We start from the raw sequence: 19600 nt of genomic DNA, 5'->3' as shown, positions 1-19600 counted from the left end.
CGTGACCTCGGCACCCCCGTCCCGGGCATGACCCGTAACGCCCCGCGCGCCGCGCGCGCACCCGAAGCACCCGACGCAGCGAACGCCCCGAAGGCCCTGCGCCCGGTGGACCTGGCGCGGATGGCGGGCGTCTCCACCCAGCTCGTCCGCGACTACGCCGACGCGGGCATCCTGCCGCCGACCCCGCGGACCGCCACCGGCTACCGGCGTTTCGCCCCGGTGCACGGCCGGGCCCTGCTGGCCTACCGCGCCCTGGCCAAGGGCTTCGGGCCCGACCGGGCGCGGGCCGTGATGCGGGCGGTGCACGCGGACGACGTACCCGAGGCGCTGACGCTGCTCGACGCCGCGCACGCGGAACTGCACGCGCAGCGGGAGGCGCTGCGGGCGACGGGCGCGGCCCTGGAGGCCGTGGCGAGCGAGGGCCCGGGAACGGCGCCCGCGCCGCCGCCGCGTGCGCCCCTGACCGTGGGCGAGGTCGCCGCCCGCGTCGGCGTGCGCACCTCGGCCCTGCGCGTCTGGGAGGCGGCGGGGCTGCTCGCCCCGGAGCGGGAGCGGGGGACCGGCTACCGCCTGTACGCCGCGGCGGACGTCCGGGACGCCCGCATGATCATCATGCTCCGGCAGGCGGGACACCCGCTCCCCGCGATCCGCCCGGTCCTCGACGGCCTCCGCGAGACGGGCAGCAGCGAGGCGCTGCGCGCGGCCCTCGCCCGCCGCGGTGAGGAGCTGACGCGCCGGTCGGGCGCGATGCTGGCGGCGTCGAGCCTGCTGCACGGGTACGTGACCGGGGAGCCGCAGCCGGACGGACCCGGTCCGGCGCCGACGGGAGGGGACGCGGGCGGGGGCGAGGCCGGGGACACCGGCGCGCAGCCGCGGAAGTGAGTGCCGCGTCGCTCAGGCCGACTCCGTCAGGAGGCGCGTCAGGAGTTCCCGGCCCTGGCCGAGGAGCTCGGGCAGCGGCGCCGCCTGCTCGTACCAGCGCTTCTCGTACTCCCAGCACAGCCAGCCGTCCCAGCCCTTGCGGGTGAGCAGCTCCACGCACTCGGCGAGCGGCAGGACACCCGCGCCGAGGGCGAGCGGGGTGGTGTCCTCGGCGCTCGCGATGTCCTTGACCTGGACGTATCCGAGGAACGGGGAGAGCGCGGCATAGCTGTCGGCGATCTGCTCGCCGCCGAGCCAGGTGTGCATCACGTCCCACAGGGCCCCGGCGTTCCGGTGCCCGACGGGACCGAGGACGCGGGCGGCGGCCGCGCCGGTGCGGTGCGAGTCATGGGTCTCCAGGAGGATGCGCACGCCCGCGTCGGCGGCGTCCTCCGCGGCGGTGCCGAGCCGCCGGGCCGCGATCTCGTCGGCCCCGGCGAGGCTCTCCGGGTCCGCGATGCCCTCGGGGTCCGGCTCGGTACCGCCGTCCGGGGCACCGCCGGGGAAGACACGGACGTAGGGGGCACCGAGGTCGCGGGCCAGGGACAGGAGTTCCCTGATCTCGTCCAGTACGGGGCCGTCGGCACCGGGCGCGGCGACGCGCGCGTACCCGGCGACGCCGAGCACGTCGACGCCCGCCTCCTTGAACCGGCTCGCCACATCGGCCCGTTCGGCCGCGCCGAGGCCCGGGTGGACCGGCTCTTCGGGGTGCGCGCGCAGCTCGACGCCGTGATAGCCGTGCGCGAGGGCTAGCTCCAGGACGTCCTGGATCGGTAGTCCCGGTACTCCGAGCGTGGAGAAGGCGAGTTTCATGGCCGGACATCTTTCCGCCCGGCGGCGCGGGAAACGTGCCCCGTCAGGGGCGCGGGGAACGGCGCGGCCAGCCACGGAAAGGCCGCAGACGCGTCTGCGTGGTCACTCGGCAGACGCGTCTGCGGCTTGTCGCGCGCTGAGCGCGCAGTTCCCCGCGCCCCTAAGGGCGCTCGGCCCGGAGGGAAAGGCGCCAGTCCTGGCCGACGAGGTCCGCCCCGAAGGACCGGTGGGGCTTCTCCGCGACCAGGGTGAAGCCGTGCCGGACGTAAATGCCCCGCGCAGCGGCCAGCACATCGTTGGTCCACAGCACCAGCTCCCGATAGCCGGCCTCGCGAGCGAAGGCGACGACGGCGGAGACGAGCCGGTCCCCGATGCCGAGCCCCCGGGCCTCCGGCTCGACGAGCAGGAGCCGGAGCCGCGCGGTGCCGGGTGCCTCGTCCCGTACGCACATCACGCACCCGACGGTCCTGCCGTCGAGTTCGGCGATCCAGACGCGTTCCAGGTGGGGGTCGTGGTCCTGGGCGAAGTCGGCGACGATGCGGGCCACCAGGCCCTCGTAGTCGGCGTTCCAGCCGAACTGGGCCGCGTACAGCGCGCCGTTGCGCTGCACGATCCAGCCGAGGTCACCGGCGCCGGGCTCACGCAGCAGCACGTCCTCGGCGCGCGCCGGGCGCCGCGCGCCGTCCGCGAGGAGGCCGCGCACGGTGGCGAGGGCGGCCGTGAGGCGCTCGCGGTCCGCCGCGGGAACCGTGGTGAGCAGCGAGCCCACGGCCTCCCGCGACCGCTCGTCGAGCAGCTCAGCGGCGGTCCGCCCGCGCGCGGTGAGCGCCACGTGCCGCCGCCGCGGGTCCCGCTCGGACGGCGTCCGCTCGATGAGGCCGTCCGCCTGGAACTTGGCGAGGATGCGGCTCAGGTACCCCGCGTCCAGGGAGAGTTCCGCGCGCAGGTCGGCGGCGTCCGTGCGGGGCGAGTGGGCCAGCTCGTACAGGACGCGGGACTCGGTGAGGGTGTAGGGCGCGTACAGATGGCGGCTGTAGTCCAGCGCGCCGATGAGGTTCGTGTAGAAGCGGTTGAACGCGCGGATCTCCTGGACGCTCATGCGGCACCTCGACCGTTGTCTTCGTCGGACAGTTGACTCAGTCAGAGATATTCGTCGAGCATACGACGGGATCCGGCCGGAGGCCACGGTCTGAGACTTTCCGGCCCTGCCCACCCCGCTGATCAGCGGCTCTTCTCGCCGGATTCCCCAGAAGTCCCCAGAGCAGCTTCAATGGAACGATGGAAGCCATGGACCGGCGCCGCCGTCGAGGGCGCCGGAGGACATGGCGGGAGGCCGGGAGTGAAGTTCGTTCTGGAAGTCGATGTGGACGACACGGCGCCCGCGGAGGACTCCGCCCGCGAACTGGGCCGCATCCTCCGCTACTGGGCGGGCAACCTCCACCACTACGCCCTGGAGCCCGGCGCGGGCGAGTCCGTGTACGACTCCGGCTACCGCGAGGTCGGCCGCTGGCGGTGCACGGAGGCCTGACGCGGCCCGGCGCCCGGGGGAGCCCCCGGGCGCCTCAGTGCTGCCGGGGCGCCCCCGTCGACCCCCGCACCATCAGCTCCCCGTGCACCGTCGCGATCCCCCCGGGCGGCTCCTCCTCGCGGCCCATGGCTATCCGCCCGGCCCGCGCCCCCGCCTCGTGCAGCGGAAGCCGCACGGTGGTCAGCGCCGGTACGGCGTCGATGCTGAACGGCAGGTCGTCGAAGCCCGCCACCGACACGTCCCCGGGGATCGAGAGGCCCCGGTCCCGCAGGGCCGCGCAGGCGCCCAGGGCCACCGTGTCGTTGGCGGCGACGATCGCGGTCAACCGGGGTTCACGGCGCAGGAGTTCGAGGGTGGCGTCGTAGCCGGAGCGGCGGTCGTAGGGGCCGTGCAGGGTCAGCAGGGGGTCGTCCGCGACGCCCGCCGCGGCCAGGGCCTCCTGGTGGCCCTCCAGGCGGTGGCGGGTGGTCGTGCGCTCCGTGGGGCCCGCGATGTAGCCGACGCGGCGGTGGCCGAGGCCGAGCAGATGGTCCGTGAGGCGGCGGCCGCCGCCCCGGTTGTCGAAGGTGAGCGCCACCGCGTCGGGGGCGGCGCCGGTCGGAGGCCGGCCGCAGAGCACCACCCGGGAGCCCGCGTCGCCGAGCCGCCGCAGCTTCCCGCCGATCGCCGCCGCGTGCGGGGCGTCCTCGATGGCGCCGCCGGTGACCACGACGGCCGCGGCCCGCTGGCGCTGGAGCAGGGTCAGATAGGTGAGTTCGCGCTCCGGTGAGCCGCCGGTGTTGCACACCACCGCCATCCGCTCGCCGCCCGCACGGCCGCCGGGGCCGGTGATCTCCGACTGGACCGCGCTCGCCATGATCCCGAAGAACGGGTCGGCGATGTCGTTCACCAGGATGCCCACGAGGTCCGATGTGGCGGCGGCCAGTGAGCTCGCGGGCCCGTTCAGGACGTAGTCCAGGTCGTCCACCGCGCGCAGGACGCGCTCACGTGTGGCCGCGGCGACGGGGTAGTTGCCGTTCAGTACGCGGGACACGGTGGCGGGGGACACCTGGGCGCGAGCCGCCACGTCCGCCAGGGTCACGGTCATCTGTTGGCCTCCGGTCTTGTACGAACGTTGTCGGCAGGCTAGCTTCTCCCCAGTAGAAAGCGCTTGCTACGCCTCGAGTGCCGCACGAAACGCCCCCGGCCCCCGGGCCCCCGGGCCTCTTGGCTCCCAGGGCGGACAACCGCCCCACCGGCCGCGCGCCACGGCGCCCCGCGCCCACGGAGGAACTCACGTGACACGCAGAACGGTCCGCATCGCCATGAACGGCGTGACGGGACGCATGGGTCACCGCCAGCACCTGGTCCGTTCGATCCTCGCGCTGCGCGAGGAGGGCGGCCTCGACCTGGGCGACGGCACCCGGCTCTGGCCCGAGCCGGTGCTCGTGGGCCGCAGGGAGCAGGCGCTGCGCGAGCTCGCGGCGCGACACGGCCTCAAGCACGTCTCGACCGACCTCGACGCCGTCCTCGCGGACCCGGCGACCGACATCTACTTCGACGCGCAGGTCACATCGGCCCGCGAGGAGGCGATCAGGAGGGCCCTGGCCGCGGGCAAACACGTGTACACCGAGAAGCCCTCCGCCACGTCCTTCGCGTCCGCGCTCGACCTGGCCCGGCGCGCCCGGGACGCGGGCGTGAAGCACGGCGTCGTCCAGGACAAGCTCTTTCTGCCGGGCCTGCGCAAGCTCGCGCGCCTGGTCGACGGCGGCTTCTTCGGGCGGGTTCTGTCCGTGCGGGGCGAGTTCGGCTACTGGGTCTTCGAGGGCGACTGGCAGCCCGCGCAGCGCCCGTCCTGGAACTACCGCGCCGAGGACGGCGGCGGCATCGTCGTCGACATGTTCCCGCACTGGGAGTACGTCCTGCACGAACTGTTCGGCCGGGTGCGCTCCGTGCAGGCGCTCGCGGTGACGCATCTGCCGCAGCGCTGGGACGAACACGGCAAGCCCTACGAGGCGACGGCGGACGACGCGGCGTACGGCATCTTCGAGCTGGAGGGCGGCGTGGTCGCGCAGATCAACTCGTCCTGGGGGGTGCGGGTGCACCGCGACGAACTGGTGGAGTTCCAGGTCGACGGCACCGAGGGCTCCGCCGTCGCGGGCCTGCGCACCTGCCGCTTCCAGCACCGCGCGGGCACCCCCAAACCGGTCTGGAACCCCGACCTCCCCGTCACGCACTCCTTCCGCGACCAGTGGCAGGAGGTCCCCGACAACCCCGACGGCGAGGGCGGCGAACCCGTCAACGGCTTCAAGGCGCAGTGGGAGCTGTTCCTGCGGCACGTGTACGCGGACGCGCCCTACCACTGGGACCTGCTGGCGGGCGCCCGCGGCGTACAGCTCGCGGAGCTGGGCCTGCGGGCTTCGGCGCAGGGGCGCAGGATCGACGTGCCGGAGGTCGGGCTGTGAGCGCGTGGCCGAGGCCGCCGTCGGCTTCGTTGCCGCAGCGGGTGGCCGCTCCGCCGCTGCGTTCGCGTACCGTCTTCGCCGCCGCGCACGTCGTGGCGGACCCGCGTGCCGACGTGTCCCCGGACGGGCCCGTCGCCGTCGACTGGGACGCCACGCTCGCGTTCCGACGGCACCTGTGGCGGCACGGTCTCGGTGTCGCCGAGGCGATGGACACCGCGCAGCGCGGCATGGGTCTGGACTGGCCGGGCGCGGCCGAACTGATCCGGCGCTCGGCCGCCGAGGCCCGCGCGGTGGACGGCCGCATCGCCTGCGGCGTGGGCACCGACCAGCTGGCCTCGCCCGCCGCCGGACTCCCGCCCGCCGCCGGACTCGACGAGGTGCGCCGCGCCTACGAGGAGCAACTCGCGCTGGCCGAGGACTGCGGCGCGCAGGCGATCCTGATGGCCTCGCGCGCCCTCGCCGCCACGGCCCGCGGGGCCGACGACTATCTGACGACGTACGACGGTCTGCTCCGGCAGGCGAGCGCCCCGGTGATCCTGCACTGGCTCGGCCCCATGTTCGACCCGGCGCTCGCGGGCTACTGGGGGACGCAGGACCTGGACGCGGCCACCGACACCTTCCTGGAGGTCGTCGCCGCCCACCCCGGCAAGGTGGACGGCGTGAAGATCTCGCTCCTGGACGCGGACCGCGAGATCGCCCTGCGCCGCCGCCTGCCGGACGGGGTGCGCTGCTACACCGGCGACGACTTCCACTACCCGGAGCTGATCGCGGGCGACGACCACGGCTTCAGCCACGCGCTCCTCGGCGTCTTCGACCCGCTGGCGGCCGTGGCGGCGCGGGCGGTGCGCGCCCTGGACGGCGGCGACACCGAGGCGTTCCACGACCTCCTCGACCCCACCGTCGCGCTGGCCCGCCACCTCTTCGAGCCCCCCACCCGCTACTACAAGACCGGTGTGGTCCTCCTGGCCTGGCTCGCCGGCCACCAGGACCACTTCACGATGGTCGGCGGCCTCCAGTCGGCCCGCTCCCTGCCGCACCTGGTACGGGCCCACGAACTCGCCGACGCCCTGTCCCTGTTCCCCGACCCGGACCTCGCCACGTACCGCATGCGCTCGCTCCTGAAGGTCTACGGAGTCACCCCATGACCCCCTCCGCGCGCTCCACGTCCTTCCCGCCCCGCGCGCCCGCCGACTTCAGCATCAACCAGATGACGGTCAAGCAGCTCTCCCTGCCCGACCTGGTCACGGCCTGCGCCGACCTCGGGGTCCGCGGGGTGGGGCTGTGGCGCGAACCGGTCCAGGAGTACGGGGTCGAGGCCGCCGCGCGACTCGTGCGGGCGGCCGGGCTGCGCGTCACCACCCTGTGCCGGGGCGGCTTCCTCACCGCCGTCGACCCCGGTGAACGCGCCCGCGCCCTCGCCGACAACCGAGCCGCCGTCGAGGAGGCCGCCGCCCTCGGCACCGACACCCTGGTCCTGGTCTGCGGCGGGCTCCCGGCCGGCGACCGCGACCTGCCCGCCGCCCGGGAACGCGTCGCCGACGCCCTCGCCGAACTCGCCCCCTACGCGGCGGGCCACGCCGTCCGGCTCGCCGTCGAACCCCTGCACCCCATGTTCGCCGCCGACCGCTGCGTCGTCTCCACCCTCGGGCAGGCCCTCGACCTGGCCGAGCGCTTCCCCGCCGAGCAGGTCGGCGTCTGCGTCGACACGTACCACGTCTGGTGGGACGACCTGGCGCCCGCCGCGCTCGCCCGTGCCGGGGCCGGGGGGCGGCTGCACGCCTTCCAGCTCGCCGACTGGACGACGCCTCTGCCGCGCGGCGTGCTCACCGGCCGCGGCCGGCTCGGCGACGGCTCGATCGACTTCCGCGCGTGGCGGGCCCTGGCCGAGGCCGCCGGGTACCGGGGGCCCGTCGAGGTCGAACTCTTCAACGAAGCGCTGTGGGCGGCGGACGGCCGGGAAGTCCTCGCGGACACGATCCACCGCTACACGACACACACCTGCTGACGGCGACCCCTCCTTCTCTCTCCACCCGCCCGCCCTTCCCCCGCGCTGCCGCGCTCGTCCTCAATCGCCGGACGGGCTTTTCCCCACACGCCCGCCCTTTTCGCCCTTCGGGCGGGCATTTTCAGCCCGTCCGGCGTTTGAGGACGAGGCGCGGAGCGCCGACAGGGCTGGGGTCCAGGGGGCGCAGCGCCCCTGCCCGCGGCGGAGCCGCTGATCGGCACAGCGGTGAAGGGGCGGGACTGGGGCGCCCCGCGAAGGCACCGCCTACTTCCGCCCCCCACCCCCCAGAATCTGCCCCAGCAATTCCCCGAGCCCGCCCCCCGCAGGCCCACCCCCGGCCCTGGGCGCCCCGGGGCCGGACCCCCCGGCCCCCGGCGCCTTCGCCCGCTGCGCCCGCTTGGTGAGGACCGTCAGAACGACGGGGATCAGCAGCTCCACGACCCGTACCACGGTGGCGACAGGGAGCCCGGTCTTCTTCGCGACAGCGTTGGCCACCGGCCTGCTCAGCCGGCTCAGCACCCCGGCCATCATGCCCCCGCCGAGCAGCCCCCCGAGCCCACCGCCCAAGGTCGCCACACCCTGGAGCGGCGCCTCCTCCGCGAACGCCTGCCGCACCTCGTCGGCCTCCGCGGGATCCGCCGTCTCCGCCGTGTCCCGCAGGCTCCCGGAGAGTGTCGAGACCGTCGTGCCCACGACATCCTGCGCACCCGCCGGATCCGTACCGAGGACATCGGCGATCTCCCGCAGCCGGTCGTCGCCCAGCTCGGTGAGTACGTCCTGCTCGAATGAGGTTTGCTCGCTCATGGGCGAAACGCTACGTCCGGGACGGTACGTCGGCACGCCGAAATCTTCCGGGGGAACTTGCCGAAGTCGTGCAACCCTTCCCCCACCACACGGGTCGTACTGGGTGTCAGAAGCTCTGGTGGGGGGATCCGGGGGGATCCGCAGAGCACTGGCAAGGGGAGGGAAAGCGAGGGGGCCCGGTCGACGGACAGGGCCCCCTCGAAACGTCCACAGCCGCCCGCGCCCACCCAGGCGCCAACGGCCACCCACCGCCACCCAGGGGCGCCCACAGCCGACGCGCCCACCGCCCAGGCCGCGCCCCGGCCACTCCTCACATCAGAAGAACACCCCGCACGTCAGCAGCACATTCGCGTACGGAGTCGCCTCCCCGGTACGGACGACGAGCCGCGCCCCCGCCGACAACTCCTTCAGCTCCTCGTGCCCGACCAGACGCAGAGCCGCCCCCGGAAAACGCCGCTCCAGCAGCGCCGCCGTCCCCGCCCCCGCCTCCCGGACCTCCCGCGCCGCCACCGCGCCCTCCACCACCAGCTCCGCGAGCAGCCCGTCCAGGACCTGCGCGAACGACGGCACCCCGGCGACGAACGCCAGGTCCACCACCCGCGGCCCCGCCGGCACCGGCATCCCCGCGTCACACACCAGGACCCGGTCGCCGTGCCCCAGCTCCGCCACGGCACCCGCGAGACTCCGGTTGAGTATCCCTGCCCTCTTCACCGCGCCCCACCCCGCGACACCGGCCCGCCCGTCTCGTCGGATGCCACGTCGGATGTCGCGTCGGATGCCGCGTCGAGCGCCGCCACCTCCTCGCCCGACGGGTACGACACCTGCGCCCCGGCCCGCGTCACCGCGAGCGCCCCCACCTTCGCCGCGTACCGCGCCGCGGTCTCCAGATCGTCGCCCGCACCGAGACGCCACCCGAGCGCCGCCGTGAACGCGTCCCCGGCACCCGTCGTGTCCACGGCGTCGACCTCCACCGACGGCACCCGCGCCGTCCCGTCCGGGCCCGCGACGAGGGCGCCATCGCCGCCGAGAGTCACCACCACCGACTTCGGACCCAGTGCGAGGAGCCGCCGCGCCCAGTCCTCGGGCTCCGCCGGCACCTCGGCACCCGCACCCCGCAGGATCACCCGCGCCTCGTGCTCGTTCACCACCAGCGGATCGCAGGCCCCGAGGACCTCCTCGGGCAGCGGGGCGGGCGGCGACGGGTTCAGGACAAGACGGGTCCCCGCGGGCAGCACCCGCACCACCTCGGCGACCGTCTCCAGCGGAATCTCCAACTGCGTCGACACCACCCGGGCCGCCTCGAACAGGCTCCCCGCCGCCCGCACGTCCCCCGGCGTCAGCCGGGAGTTGGCACCCGGCGCCACCACGATGCTGTTGTCGCCCGACGGGTCCACCGTGATCAGGGCGACCCCGGTCGGCGCGCCGCCCACCAGGACCCCCACCGTGTCCACGCCCGCCGAACGCTGCGACTCCAGGAGCAGCCTGCCGTACGCGTCGTCGCCCACCCGGGCCAGCAGCGCCGTGCGCGCCCCGAGACGGCCCGCCGCCACCGCCTGGTTCGCGCCCTTGCCGCCCGGATGGACCGCCAGGTCCGAGCCGAGCACCGTCTCACCGGCACCGGGCCGCCGCTCGACGGCCGTCACCAGGTCGGCGTTGGCCGACCCCACGACCAGCAGGTCGTAGTCATCCATCGTGGTTCTGCCTTTCCTGTTCCCGCATGGCTGCGCAGCCGCCTCGCCTTTTCACACGGCTGTGCAGTCGCCGTTCGCCCTCCGCACGGCTGTGCAGTCGCTGCCTGCCTTCCGCACGGCTGTGCGGTCGCCACCGCCCGCGCGGCCGGGGTGCCGCCGCGCTCTCTTGAACCGTGCCACGTTCCCGGCCGTGACCACCTTCACCGGCACCTTCACCACCGCGTCGACCTCCTTGTCGTCCGCCGCGGCGATCGCGTTGCGCACCGCGATCCGGCCCAGCTCGGCTGGCTGCTGCGCCACCGACGCGTACAGCGTGCCCGCCTCGACCGCCTTCAGGCCGTCGGGGGTGCCGTCGAAGCCGACGACCTGCACCGACTTGCCCGCCTTGGCGCCGAGGGCCTTGGCAGCGCCGAGCGCCATCTCGTCGTTCTCCGCGAACACGCCGTCCACGCCCCGGTTGCCCTGGAGCAGATTGGTCATGACGTCCAGGCCCTTGGTGCGGTCGAAGTCGGCGGGCTGCTCGGCGACGACCTTGATGCCGGGGTAGGCCTTGATGCCCTCGGCGAAGCCCTGGCCGCGCTCACGGCTCGCGGAGGTGCCCGCCGTGCCCTGGAGCACGATCACCTCGCCCTTGCCGCCGAGCTTGTCGGCGAGGGCCTTCGCCGCCTGCTTGCCGCCCGCGACGTTGTCGGAGGCGACCAGGGTGGCGACGTCGGCCTTGTTCACACCGCGGTCCGCGGCGACCACGGGAATGTCGGCCTTGTTCGCAGCTCGCGCGGCCGGGCCCACGGCGTCGGAGTCCACCGGGTTGACGATGACCGCCTTCATGCTGCCGCTGGTGAAGTTCTGCAACTGGTTGGCCTGCTGGGAGGCGTCGTTCTGCGCGTCCGTGACGGTCAGGTCGACGCCCGCCCTCCTGGCCTCCGCCTGCGCTCCCTCCTTCATCTGGACGAAGAAGGGGTTGTTGAGGGTCGAAAGGGACAGGCCGATCTTCGTGGACGAGCCGGACGAGCCGGACGAACCGGAGCTGAACACCGACACCGCGGCGATCACGGCGGCGGCGACCACGGCCGCGACCGTGTACTTGAGCGCCTGCGGCCCCTTGCGGCCCGCACCGGACGCCGTACCGCCCGCGGCCCCGCCCGCCCCGGCACCCGCACCGGCCTTCCTGCGCAGCGTGTCCAGGAGGACGGCGAGCGCGATCACGACACCGATGACGACCTGCTGCCAGAACGCCGACACGGACAGGAGGTTGAGGCCGTTGCGCAGGACCGCGAGGATCAGCGCGCCGATCAGCGTGCCCGACGCCTTGCCGACGCCGCCCGCGAGGCTGGCGCCGCCGATGACGACCGCCGCGATGGCGTCCAGCTCGTAACCCTGCGCGGCCTGCGGCTGCGCCGAGACGAGCCGGGAGGCGAGGACGATGCCCGCGACGGCCGCGAACAGGCCCGACAGGGCGTAGATGACGATCTTCTGCCGCTTGACCCGCAGGCCCGAGAGGCGCGCGGCCTCCTCGTTGCCGCCGATCGCGTACATGGAGCGGCCGATGTACGTACGGGACAGGATCACCGCGGTGATCACACCCATCGCCACCATCACGATGACCGGTACCGGGAGCCGGCCGCCGAGCGTGTCGCCGACCTTGGAGACCGACTCGGGGAACGGGATCGGGCTGCCCTGCGAGATCACCAGGGACAGGCCGCGGCCGATCGACAGCATCGCGAGCGTCGCGATGAACGGCGGCAGTTTCCCGTACGCGACGAGCGCGCCGTTGACCACACCGCACGCGATACCCGTGGCGACCGCGAGGAGCACCGCGATCCAGACGGGTACGCCCTCCTTCGTCGCCGTCCAGGCGAGCACCGTCGCCGACAGGGCCGCCACCGAACCGACCGACAGGTCGATGCCCGCCGCGACGATGACGAAGGTGACGCCGAACGCGAGGATCGCGGTCACGGCCGCCTGCACGCCGACGTTCAGGAGGTTCTGCGTGGTGAGGAAGTCGCCGGAGAGCAGCGACAGCGCGACCACGAGGACCACGAGGGCGCTGAGCGCGCCGTTGTCGAGCAGGACGCGGCGCAGATCGAGGCCGCCTCCCGCGCCGCCGGAGCCCGTCTTGTCCGGCCGGGTGTCAGTGGTTGCCACGGGAGCCCTCCTCCTTCGTGCCGCCGTCCGTGGGGGCGGAGCCCTTCATGGCGCCGTCCGTGGGGGTGGAGTCGTCGCCCGCGGGGGTGGTGGTGCCGCGCGTGGGGGTGGTGGTGCCGCCCGCGGACGTGGTGGTGTCGTGTGCCGGGTGTGCCGGGTGTGCCGGGTGTGCCGGTTGCGCCCCCGTGCCCGAGCCGACCGCCAGTGCCATCACCGCGTCCTGCGTCGCCTCGTCCGCGCCGAGTTCGCCCGCGAGGCGGCCGTGGGCCATGACCAGGACCCGGTCGCTCATGCCGAGGACCTCCGGCAGATCACTGGAGATCATCAGGACGGCGTGTCCGGCGGCAGTGAGTTCGTTGACGAGCTGGTAGATCTCGACCTTCGCGCCGACGTCGATGCCGCGCGTCGGCTCGTCGAGGATCAGGACCCTGGCCTCGGCGAGCAGCCACTTGCCGATGACGACCTTCTGCTGGTTGCCGCCGGAGAGGGTGCGCACATGCTGGCCGAGCCCGGCCATCCGCACCCCGAGCCGCCCGGCGATCCGCTCGGCCGCGGCCCGCTGCGCACCCCGGTCCACGAGCCCCGCCCGCGTCGCCGCCCGCAGCGTCACCAGGCCGAGGTTCTCCTCGACGGACGCGTCGAGGAGCAGGCCCTGGCCCTTGCGGTCCTCCGGTACGAGGCCGATGCCGGCCCGCGTCGCCGCGTACACGTCGTGCCGCGGCAGCGCCCGGCCCGCGACCTCCACCGTGCCCGCGTCGTAGGGGTCCGCGCCGAACACGGCCCGCGCCACCTCGGTGCGGCCCGCGCCCACGAGCCCCGCCACGCCGACGACCTCACCGGCGCGCACCTCGAAGCCGACGTCGTGGAAGACACCGCTGCGGGTGAGGCCGCGGACGCGCAGCAACGGGGCCGCGCCGTCCGGCTGTTCGGGGGCCGCGGTCCGCTCGCGCGGGTACTGCTGCTCGATGGAGCGGCCCACCATCAGGCGGACCAGTTCGTCCTCGGGCGTCGACGCGGGCACCCGGCCCACGCTGCGGCCGTCCCGCAGCACGCTGACGCGGTCGCCGAGCGCGGCGATCTCCTCCAGGTGGTGGGTGATGAAGACGACGCCGACACCGTCGGCGCGCAGGCCGCGCACTAGGGCGAAGAGCTTCTCCACCTCCTCGGAGGTGAGCACGGCCGTCGGCTCGTCCATGACGAGCACGCGCGCGTGCAGGCTGAGCGCCTTGGCGATCTCCACCATCTGAAGCCGGGCGATGCCGAGGCCGCGGCAGCGGGCGCGCGGCGACACGTCGACGCCCACGCGCGCGAGGAGCTCGGCGGCGTCGGCCTCCATCCGCCCGCGGTCGATGAGGCCGAAGCGGCGGGGCTGGCGGCCCAGGAAGATGTTCTCGGCGACCGTGAGGTCGGGGACGAGGTTGAACTCCTGGTGGATGGTGGCGATCCCGAGCCGCTCGGCGTCCTGCGCGCCCTGCACGCGCACCTCCTCGCCGCCGACGAGGATCCGCCCGGCGTCGGGCTGGTGGGCGCCCGAGAACATCTTGATGAGCGTGCTCTTGCCCGCGCCGTTCTCGCCGAGCAGGACGTGCACTTCGCCGCCGCGCAGGTCGAAGTCCACGCCGTCCAGGGCCACGACACCGGGGAAGGCCTTGCGGATGCCCTCGACGCGCAGCAGTTCGGGGGCGCCGGTGGCGGAATCCTGCTGTTCCTGGGCGTCCTGGGCGTCCTGCGCGGGGCCGCTCATGCGTCGCTCCTTCGGGTCGCCAAGGTCGCTCGGGTCGCTGCGGTCGTGGTGCGCTCACCGCACGAGTTCCGTACGACGAGCCGGGCGGGCAGGGTCACGGACTCCGGGGTGCGGCCCTCGATCAGATCGGTGAGGGCGCGCACCGCGGCCCTGCCGAGCTCCTCCGTGGGCTGGGCGATGGCCGTGAGGGGCGGATCGGTGTGCACGAACCAGGGGATGTCGTCGAACGCGGCGAGCGCGATGTCGTGCGGGACGCGCAGGCCGCGCGCGCGGATCGCGTCGAGGGCGCCGAGCGCCATCAGGTTGTCGGCGGCGAACACCACTTCGGGGGGCTCGGGCAGGGCCAGGAAGCGCTCGGTGGCGCGCCGTCCGCTCGCCGCCTGGAAGTCGCCCTGGCCGATGTAGGCGTCCGGCAGCGCGATCCCGTACGCGGCGAGCGCCTCCCGGAACGCGGCCACGCGCTCGCTGCCGGTGGTGGTGGCCGCCGGGCCCGCGATGATGGCGAGCCTGCGGTGGCCGAGCCCGTGCAGGTGCGCGACCAGGTCGCGCACCGCGGCCCGGCCGTCGGACCGCACCACGGGCACGTCCGCGCCGGGGATCCAGCGGTCGACGAAGACCATCGGGGTGCCCGCGCGCGCCGCGTCGAGGACGAGCGGGGAGCCGCCGTCGGCGGGGGACACGAGGAGTCCGTCGATGCGGCGGTCCAGGAGCGTGCGGATGTGGTGGTCCTGGAGCTCGGGCCGCTCGTCGGCGTTGCCGAAGACGATGCTGTAGCCGAGCGCGCGCGCCTCTTCCTCCACGGAGCGGGCGAGCGCGGTGAAGTAGGGGTTCAGTACGTCGCTGATGATCAGGCCTAGCGTGCGCGTCTGGTCGGTCCTGAGGGACCTGGCGAGCGCGTTGGGCCGGTAGCCGAGCGCCTCCACCGCGGCGAGCACGCGCTCGCGGGCGGCGGGGCTCACGGACGTGTGCGCGTTCAGGACCCGCGAGACCGTCGCGACGGAGACGCCCGCACGGGCGGCCACATCCTTGATGCCGATGCCTGCCACTGCCGATGCCACCTCCTCGTGGAATCGATTACACGAGGGATTTGAATCGATTACGCGGGCTTCTGGCAACCCCGTGCCCCATCGCTGAGACCCGATCGTTACTGGCGTGGGCGCCTGGCCGGGCGTGGGCGCCCCGTCAGGGGCGCGGGGAACGGCGCGGCCAGCCACGGAAAGGCCGCAGACGCGTCTGCGTGGTCACTCGGCAGACGCGTCTGCGGCTTGTCGCGCGCTGAGCGCGCCGTTCCCCGCGCCCCTGACGGGGGCTGCTGTCAGTGGGCGGGGGTAGCGTCGGGCCATGTCGAGTGCACAGCGGAGGACGGCCGAGGGCGTCCCCGCACCCCGCATGGCCGTCCTCGAAGGCGTGTTGGAGCGCGTCACGTACGCCAATGAGGAGAACGGGTACACGGTCGCGCGCGTGGACACGGGCCGGGGCGGCGGCGACCTGCTGACCGTCGTCGGCGCGCTGCTCGGAGCCCAAGTGGGCGAGTCCTTGCGGATGGAGGGCCGCTGGGGCTCCCATCCGCAGTACGGCAAGCAGTTCACCGTGGAGAACTACACGACGGTCCTGCCCGCCACGATCCAGGGGATCCGGCGCTATCTCGGCTCCGGCCTGATCAAGGGCATCGGCCCGGTGATGGCCGACCGCATCACGACGCACTTCGGCGTGGACACCCTCGACGTCATCGAGACCGAGCCGAAGCGCCTCATCGAGGTCCCCGGACTCGGCCCGAAGCGCACGAAGAAGATCGCCGCGGCCTGGGAGGAGCAGAAGGCCATCAAGGAAGTGATGGTCTTCCTCCAGGGCGTCGGCGTCTCCACGTCCATCGCCGTGCGGATCTACAAGAAGTACGAGGACGCCTCCATCTCCGTCGTCCGGAACCAGCCCTACCGCCTCGCCGCCGACGTCTGGGGCATCGGCTTCCTGACCGCCGACCGCATCGCGCAGTCCGTCGGCATCCCGCACGACAGCCCGGAGCGCGTGAAGGCGGGACTCCAGTACGCCCTGTCGCAATCCACCGACCAGGGCAACTGCTTCCTGCCCGAGGAGCGCCTGATCGCCGACGCGGTCAAGCTCCTCCAGGTCGACACGGGCCTGGTCATCGACTGCCTGGCCGAGTTGGCGACGGACCCGGAGGGCGTGGTCCGCGAGCCGGTCCCCGGCCCCGACGGCGGCGACGACGTCACGGCCGTCTATCTCATCCCCTTCCATCGCGCCGAACTCTCCCTGTCCGGCCGCGTCCGGCAGCTCCTGCGCACCCCCGACGACCGCATGCCCGCCTTCCAGGACGTGGCCTGGGACAAGGCCCTCGGCTGGCTCGCCGGGCGCACGGGGGCGGACCTCGCGCCGGAGCAGCAGGAGGCCGTCAAGCTCGCCCTGACCAGCAAGGTCGCCGTCCTCACCGGCGGCCCCGGCTGCGGCAAGTCGTTCACGGTGCGCTCCGTGGTGGAGCTGGCCCGTGCCAAGAAGGCGAAGGTGCTGCTCGCCGCGCCCACGGGCCGCGCCGCCAAGCGCCTCGCCGAGCTGACCGGGGCCGAGGCCTCCACGGTGCACCGGCTCCTGGAGCTGAAGCCGGGAGGGGACGCCGCGTACGACAAGGACCGGCCGCTCGACGCCGACCTCGTGGTCGTCGACGAGGCCTCCATGCTCGACCTGCTCCTCGCCAACAAGCTGATCAAGGCGGTGCCGCCGGGCGCCCATCTGCTCTTCGTGGGCGACGTCGACCAGCTCCCGAGCGTCGGCGCGGGCGAGGTCCTGCGGGATCTGCTCAGCGAGGACAGCCCCGTGCCCGCGGTCCGGCTCACGCGCGTCTTCCGCCAGGCACAGCAGTCCGGCGTGGTCACCAACGCCCACCGCATCAACTCCGGGCAGCCCCCGCTCACACAGGGCCTGAACGACTTCTTCCTCTTCGTCGAGGACGACACCGAGGAGGCGGGGCGGCTCACCGTGGACGTCGCCGCCCGCAGGCTGCCCGCGAAGTTCGGCCTCGACCCGCGCCGGGACGTGCAGGTGCTCGCCCCCATGCACCGGGGCCCCGCGGGCGCGGGCCATCTGAACGGGCTGCTCCAGCAGGCCATCACCCCCGGCCGCCCCGACCTGCCGGAGAAGCGCTTCGGCGGCCGGGTCTTCCGCGTCGGCGACAAGGTCACGCAGATCCGCAACAACTACGACAAGGGCGCCAACGGCGTCTTCAACGGCACGGTGGGCGTGGTGACGGGCCTGGACGCCGACGAGCAGCGGCTGACCGTGCGCACCGACGAGGACGAGGAGGTGGAGTACGACTTCGACGAACTCGACGAACTCGCGCACGCCTACGCGGTGACGATCCACCGCTCACAGGGAAGTGAGTACCCAGCGGTGGTGATCCCCGTCACCACCGGCGCCTGGATGATGCTCCAGCGGAATCTGCTCTACACCGCCGTGACACGCGCCAAGAAGCTGGTGGTCCTCGTCGGTTCGCGCAAGGCTCTGGGACAAGCGGTCCGCACCGTTTCCGCGGGCCGCCGGTGGACGGCCCTGGACCACCGGCTCGCCGGTCGCGGGACCGGCTGACGGCAGGCGTCAAGCCCGTCCGTCAGCTGATCGATCAAACGAGTCGGAAAGGTCACAGAGCACTTTCGGAACGTGGATCCAGGGGGCAGGATGAGCAGGTTGGCGGCACTGAGTGCCGCCAATAGGCCCAATGGTCGACCCCGAGTGCACTCTCCAGGGCCAAATGGGGGATGGTAGAGACAGTCAGGGCACCTCGAAGAAGAGGCACAACGTCGGTGAGGGATGACGTGAGCGAGAACGCTAACAAGGCTGTAGTACTCCGGTACGGCGATGGCGACGAGTACACCTACCCGGTGATCGAGTCCACTGTCGGCGACAAGGGCTTCGATATCGGCAAGCTCCGCGCCCAGACCGGTCTGGTGACCCTGGACAGCGGCTACGGCAACACGGCCGCCTATAAATCCGCCATCACCTATCTCGACGGTGAGCAGGGCATCCTGCGCTACCGCGGCTACCCGATCGAGCAGCTCGCGGAGAGCTCCACCTTCACCGAGGTGGCGTACCTGCTGATCAACGGTGAGCTGCCGAAGGTCGACGAGCTGGCCACCTTCAAGAACGAGATCACCCAGCACACGCTGCTGCACGAGGACGTCAAGCGGTTCTACGACGGCTTCCCGCGCGACGCCCACCCGATGGCGATGCTGTCCTCCGTGGTCAGCGCGCTGTCCACGTTCTACCAGGACAGCCACAACCCGTTCGACGAGAAGCAGCGGCACCTCTCCACGATCCGGCTGCTCGCCAAGCTGCCGACGATCGCGGCGTACGCGTACAAGAAGTCGCAGGGCCACCCGGTCGTCTACCCGCGCAACGACCTCGGCTACGTCGAGAACTTCCTGCGCATGACGTTCTCGGTGCCGGCCGCCGAGTACGACCTGGACCCGGTCGTCGTCTCCGCGCTCGACAAGCTGCTCATCCTGCACGCGGACCACGAGCAGAACTGTTCGACGTCCACGGTGCGCCTGGTCGGCTCCTCGCAGGCCAACATGTTCGCCTCGATCTCGGCGGGCATCTCGGCCCTGTGGGGTCCGCTGCACGGCGGCGCCAACCAGTCGGTCCTGGAGATGCTGGAAGGCATCCAGGCGAACGGCGGCGACGTCGACACCTTCATCCGCAAGGTGAAGAACAAGGAAGACGGCGTGAAGCTCATGGGCTTCGGGCACCGCGTCTACAAGAACTTCGACCCCCGGGCGAAGATCATCAAGGCGGCGGCGCACGATGTCCTCTCGGCGCTCGGCAAGTCCGACGAGCTGCTCGACATCGCGCTGAAGCTGGAGGAGCACGCGCTGGCCGACGACTACTTCGTCGAGCGCAAGCTCTACCCCAACGTGGACTTCTACACCGGTCTGATCTACCGGGCCATGGGCTTCCCGACCGAGATGTTCACGGTCCTGTTCGCCCTCGGCCGGCTGCCCGGCTGGATCGCCCAGTGGCACGAGATGATCAAGGAGCCGGGCTCGCGCATCGGCCGTCCTCGCCAGATCTACACCGGCGAGGTGATCCGGGACTTCGTCCCGGTGGAGTCTCGCTGACCTTGGCTTCCGCCTAGGGGGCGCCCCGTCAGGGGCGCGGGGAACTGCGCGACCAGCCACGACGAAGCCGCAGCCGCATCTGCCGAGTGACTGAGCAGACGCGTCTGCGGCTTTTCGCGCGCTGAGCGCGCAGTTCCCCGCGCCCCTGAGGGAAGCGGGGCTGAGGCCCACAGGCAGTGGGCGCGGGTGCCAGTGAAAAACACCCCGCCGTCGATCCCCCCACGGGTCGACGGTCGGGGTGTTTTCCTGTGCCCCGGTGCGGATTCCCCCCACGGGATCCGGCCGGGAGTTGGTGGTGCGGTCTGCCGGGACGCGTACGAACTCGGGAGGGCCGCTCAAAGCTCCCCGGTGCACGTGCCCCGGCCAACGCTCCCCCAAG

At 73.0% G+C, this 19600-nt stretch carries 14 protein-coding genes and 2 pseudogenes; 7 read left to right on the top strand and 9 right to left on the bottom strand.

Translation table 11 applies throughout. From position 1 onward, the window contains the following. Window positions 1-27: 27 nt before the first annotated feature. The gene (locus tag GPA10_RS07455) at window positions 28-882 is read left to right on the top strand and encodes a MerR family transcriptional regulator (protein ID WP_157164775.1); all 855 of its coding nucleotides are present in this window, start codon (window positions 28-30) and stop codon (window positions 880-882) included. A 12-nt stretch (window positions 883-894) separates the two neighbouring features. On the opposite strand, the gene GPA10_RS07450 is transcribed toward GPA10_RS07455, so the two are convergent. Both GPA10_RS07450 and GPA10_RS07445 read right to left on the bottom strand, forming a co-directional pair. Continuing rightward, window positions 895-1734 carry a sugar phosphate isomerase/epimerase family protein gene (locus GPA10_RS07450; protein ID WP_157164774.1) on the bottom strand — a complete coding sequence of 280 codons (840 nt, stop codon included), beginning with the start codon at window positions 1732-1734 and terminating at the stop codon, window positions 895-897. A 160-nt stretch (window positions 1735-1894) separates the two neighbouring features. Continuing rightward, window positions 1895-2833, bottom strand: coding sequence for a bifunctional helix-turn-helix transcriptional regulator/GNAT family N-acetyltransferase (locus tag GPA10_RS07445; protein ID WP_157164773.1), 939 nt, complete (start codon window positions 2831-2833; stop codon window positions 1895-1897). Window positions 2834-3073: 240 nt separating this feature from the next. Here GPA10_RS07445 and GPA10_RS07440 point away from each other — a divergent pair, with 240 nt between their 5' ends. Then, entirely contained in the window at window positions 3074-3262 is a 189-nt protein-coding gene (locus tag GPA10_RS07440) for a hypothetical protein (protein ID WP_157164772.1), read from the top strand. Window positions 3263-3296: 34 nt separating this feature from the next. Here the strand turns inward: GPA10_RS07440 and GPA10_RS07435 are convergent, their stop codons facing one another. Continuing rightward, window positions 3297-4349 (bottom strand): LacI family DNA-binding transcriptional regulator, encoded by a 1053-nt coding sequence (locus tag GPA10_RS07435; protein ID WP_157164771.1) that lies wholly within the window; start codon window positions 4347-4349, stop codon window positions 3297-3299. 190 nt (window positions 4350-4539) lie between these two features. On the opposite strand from GPA10_RS07435, the gene GPA10_RS07430 reads away from it, so the two are divergent. Genes GPA10_RS07430 through GPA10_RS07420 form a run of 3 tightly spaced genes read left to right on the top strand, consistent with a single transcriptional unit; the run spans window position 4540 to window position 7711 of the window. Next, window positions 4540-5706, top strand: a complete 1167-nt coding sequence (locus GPA10_RS07430) for a Gfo/Idh/MocA family protein (RefSeq protein ID WP_343040484.1) — start codon at window positions 4540-4542, stop codon at window positions 5704-5706. Then, window positions 5703-6851 carry a dihydrodipicolinate synthase family protein gene (locus tag GPA10_RS07425; RefSeq protein WP_425505684.1) on the top strand — a complete coding sequence of 383 codons (1149 nt, stop codon included), beginning with the start codon at window positions 5703-5705 and terminating at the stop codon, window positions 6849-6851. The genes GPA10_RS07430 and GPA10_RS07425 overlap by 4 nt, the downstream gene beginning before the upstream one ends. Continuing rightward, window positions 6848-7711, top strand: a complete 864-nt coding sequence (locus GPA10_RS07420) for a sugar phosphate isomerase/epimerase family protein (protein ID WP_157164770.1) — start codon at window positions 6848-6850, stop codon at window positions 7709-7711. The genes GPA10_RS07425 and GPA10_RS07420 overlap by 4 nt, the downstream gene beginning before the upstream one ends. 264 nt (window positions 7712-7975) lie before the next feature. Here GPA10_RS07420 and GPA10_RS07415 read toward each other — a convergent pair whose 3' ends face one another. The 6 genes and pseudogenes from GPA10_RS07415 to GPA10_RS07390 form a co-directional block, all read right to left on the bottom strand. Next, window positions 7976-8515, bottom strand: a complete 540-nt coding sequence (locus GPA10_RS07415; RefSeq protein ID WP_157164769.1) for a DUF937 domain-containing protein — start codon at window positions 8513-8515, stop codon at window positions 7976-7978. Window positions 8516-8830: 315 nt separating this feature from the next. Further along, window positions 8831-9226 carry a D-ribose pyranase gene (rbsD, locus tag GPA10_RS07410; RefSeq protein WP_343040483.1) on the bottom strand — a complete coding sequence of 132 codons (396 nt, stop codon included), beginning with the start codon at window positions 9224-9226 and terminating at the stop codon, window positions 8831-8833. After that, the gene (locus GPA10_RS07405) at window positions 9223-10206 is read right to left on the bottom strand and encodes a ribokinase (protein ID WP_157164768.1); all 984 of its coding nucleotides are present in this window, start codon (window positions 10204-10206) and stop codon (window positions 9223-9225) included. The genes rbsD and GPA10_RS07405 overlap by 4 nt, the downstream gene beginning before the upstream one ends. 165 nt (window positions 10207-10371) lie before the next feature. Beyond that, window positions 10372-12351, bottom strand: a pseudogene (locus GPA10_RS07400) (ABC transporter permease/substrate-binding protein); the annotation flags it as partial. Window positions 12352-12535: 184 nt separating this feature from the next. Next, window positions 12536-14095 (bottom strand): annotated as a pseudogene (locus tag GPA10_RS07395) (sugar ABC transporter ATP-binding protein); the annotation flags it as partial. Further along, window positions 14092-15141, bottom strand: coding sequence for a LacI family DNA-binding transcriptional regulator (locus GPA10_RS07390; RefSeq protein ID WP_343040482.1), 1050 nt, complete (start codon window positions 15139-15141; stop codon window positions 14092-14094). The gene GPA10_RS07390 and the pseudogene GPA10_RS07395, both read right to left, overlap by 4 nt. 343 nt (window positions 15142-15484) lie before the next feature. Here GPA10_RS07390 and recD2 point away from each other — a divergent pair, with 343 nt between their 5' ends. After that, window positions 15485-17692 carry an SF1B family DNA helicase RecD2 gene (recD2, locus tag GPA10_RS07385; protein WP_157164948.1) on the top strand — a complete coding sequence of 736 codons (2208 nt, stop codon included), beginning with the start codon at window positions 15485-15487 and terminating at the stop codon, window positions 17690-17692. Between the two features lie 227 nt (window positions 17693-17919). Further along, window positions 17920-19221 (top strand): citrate synthase, encoded by a 1302-nt coding sequence (locus GPA10_RS07380; protein WP_058848556.1) that lies wholly within the window; start codon window positions 17920-17922, stop codon window positions 19219-19221. The last annotated feature ends 379 nt before the right edge of the window (window positions 19222-19600 follow it).

Origin of the sequence: Streptomyces typhae, from assembly GCF_009755605.1 — a bacterium.
Lineage (GTDB): Bacteria > Actinomycetota > Actinomycetes > Streptomycetales > Streptomycetaceae > Streptomyces > Streptomyces typhae.
The sequence above is the reverse complement of the archived record's forward strand: the minus strand, read 5'-3'. Positions and strand labels throughout refer to the sequence as shown.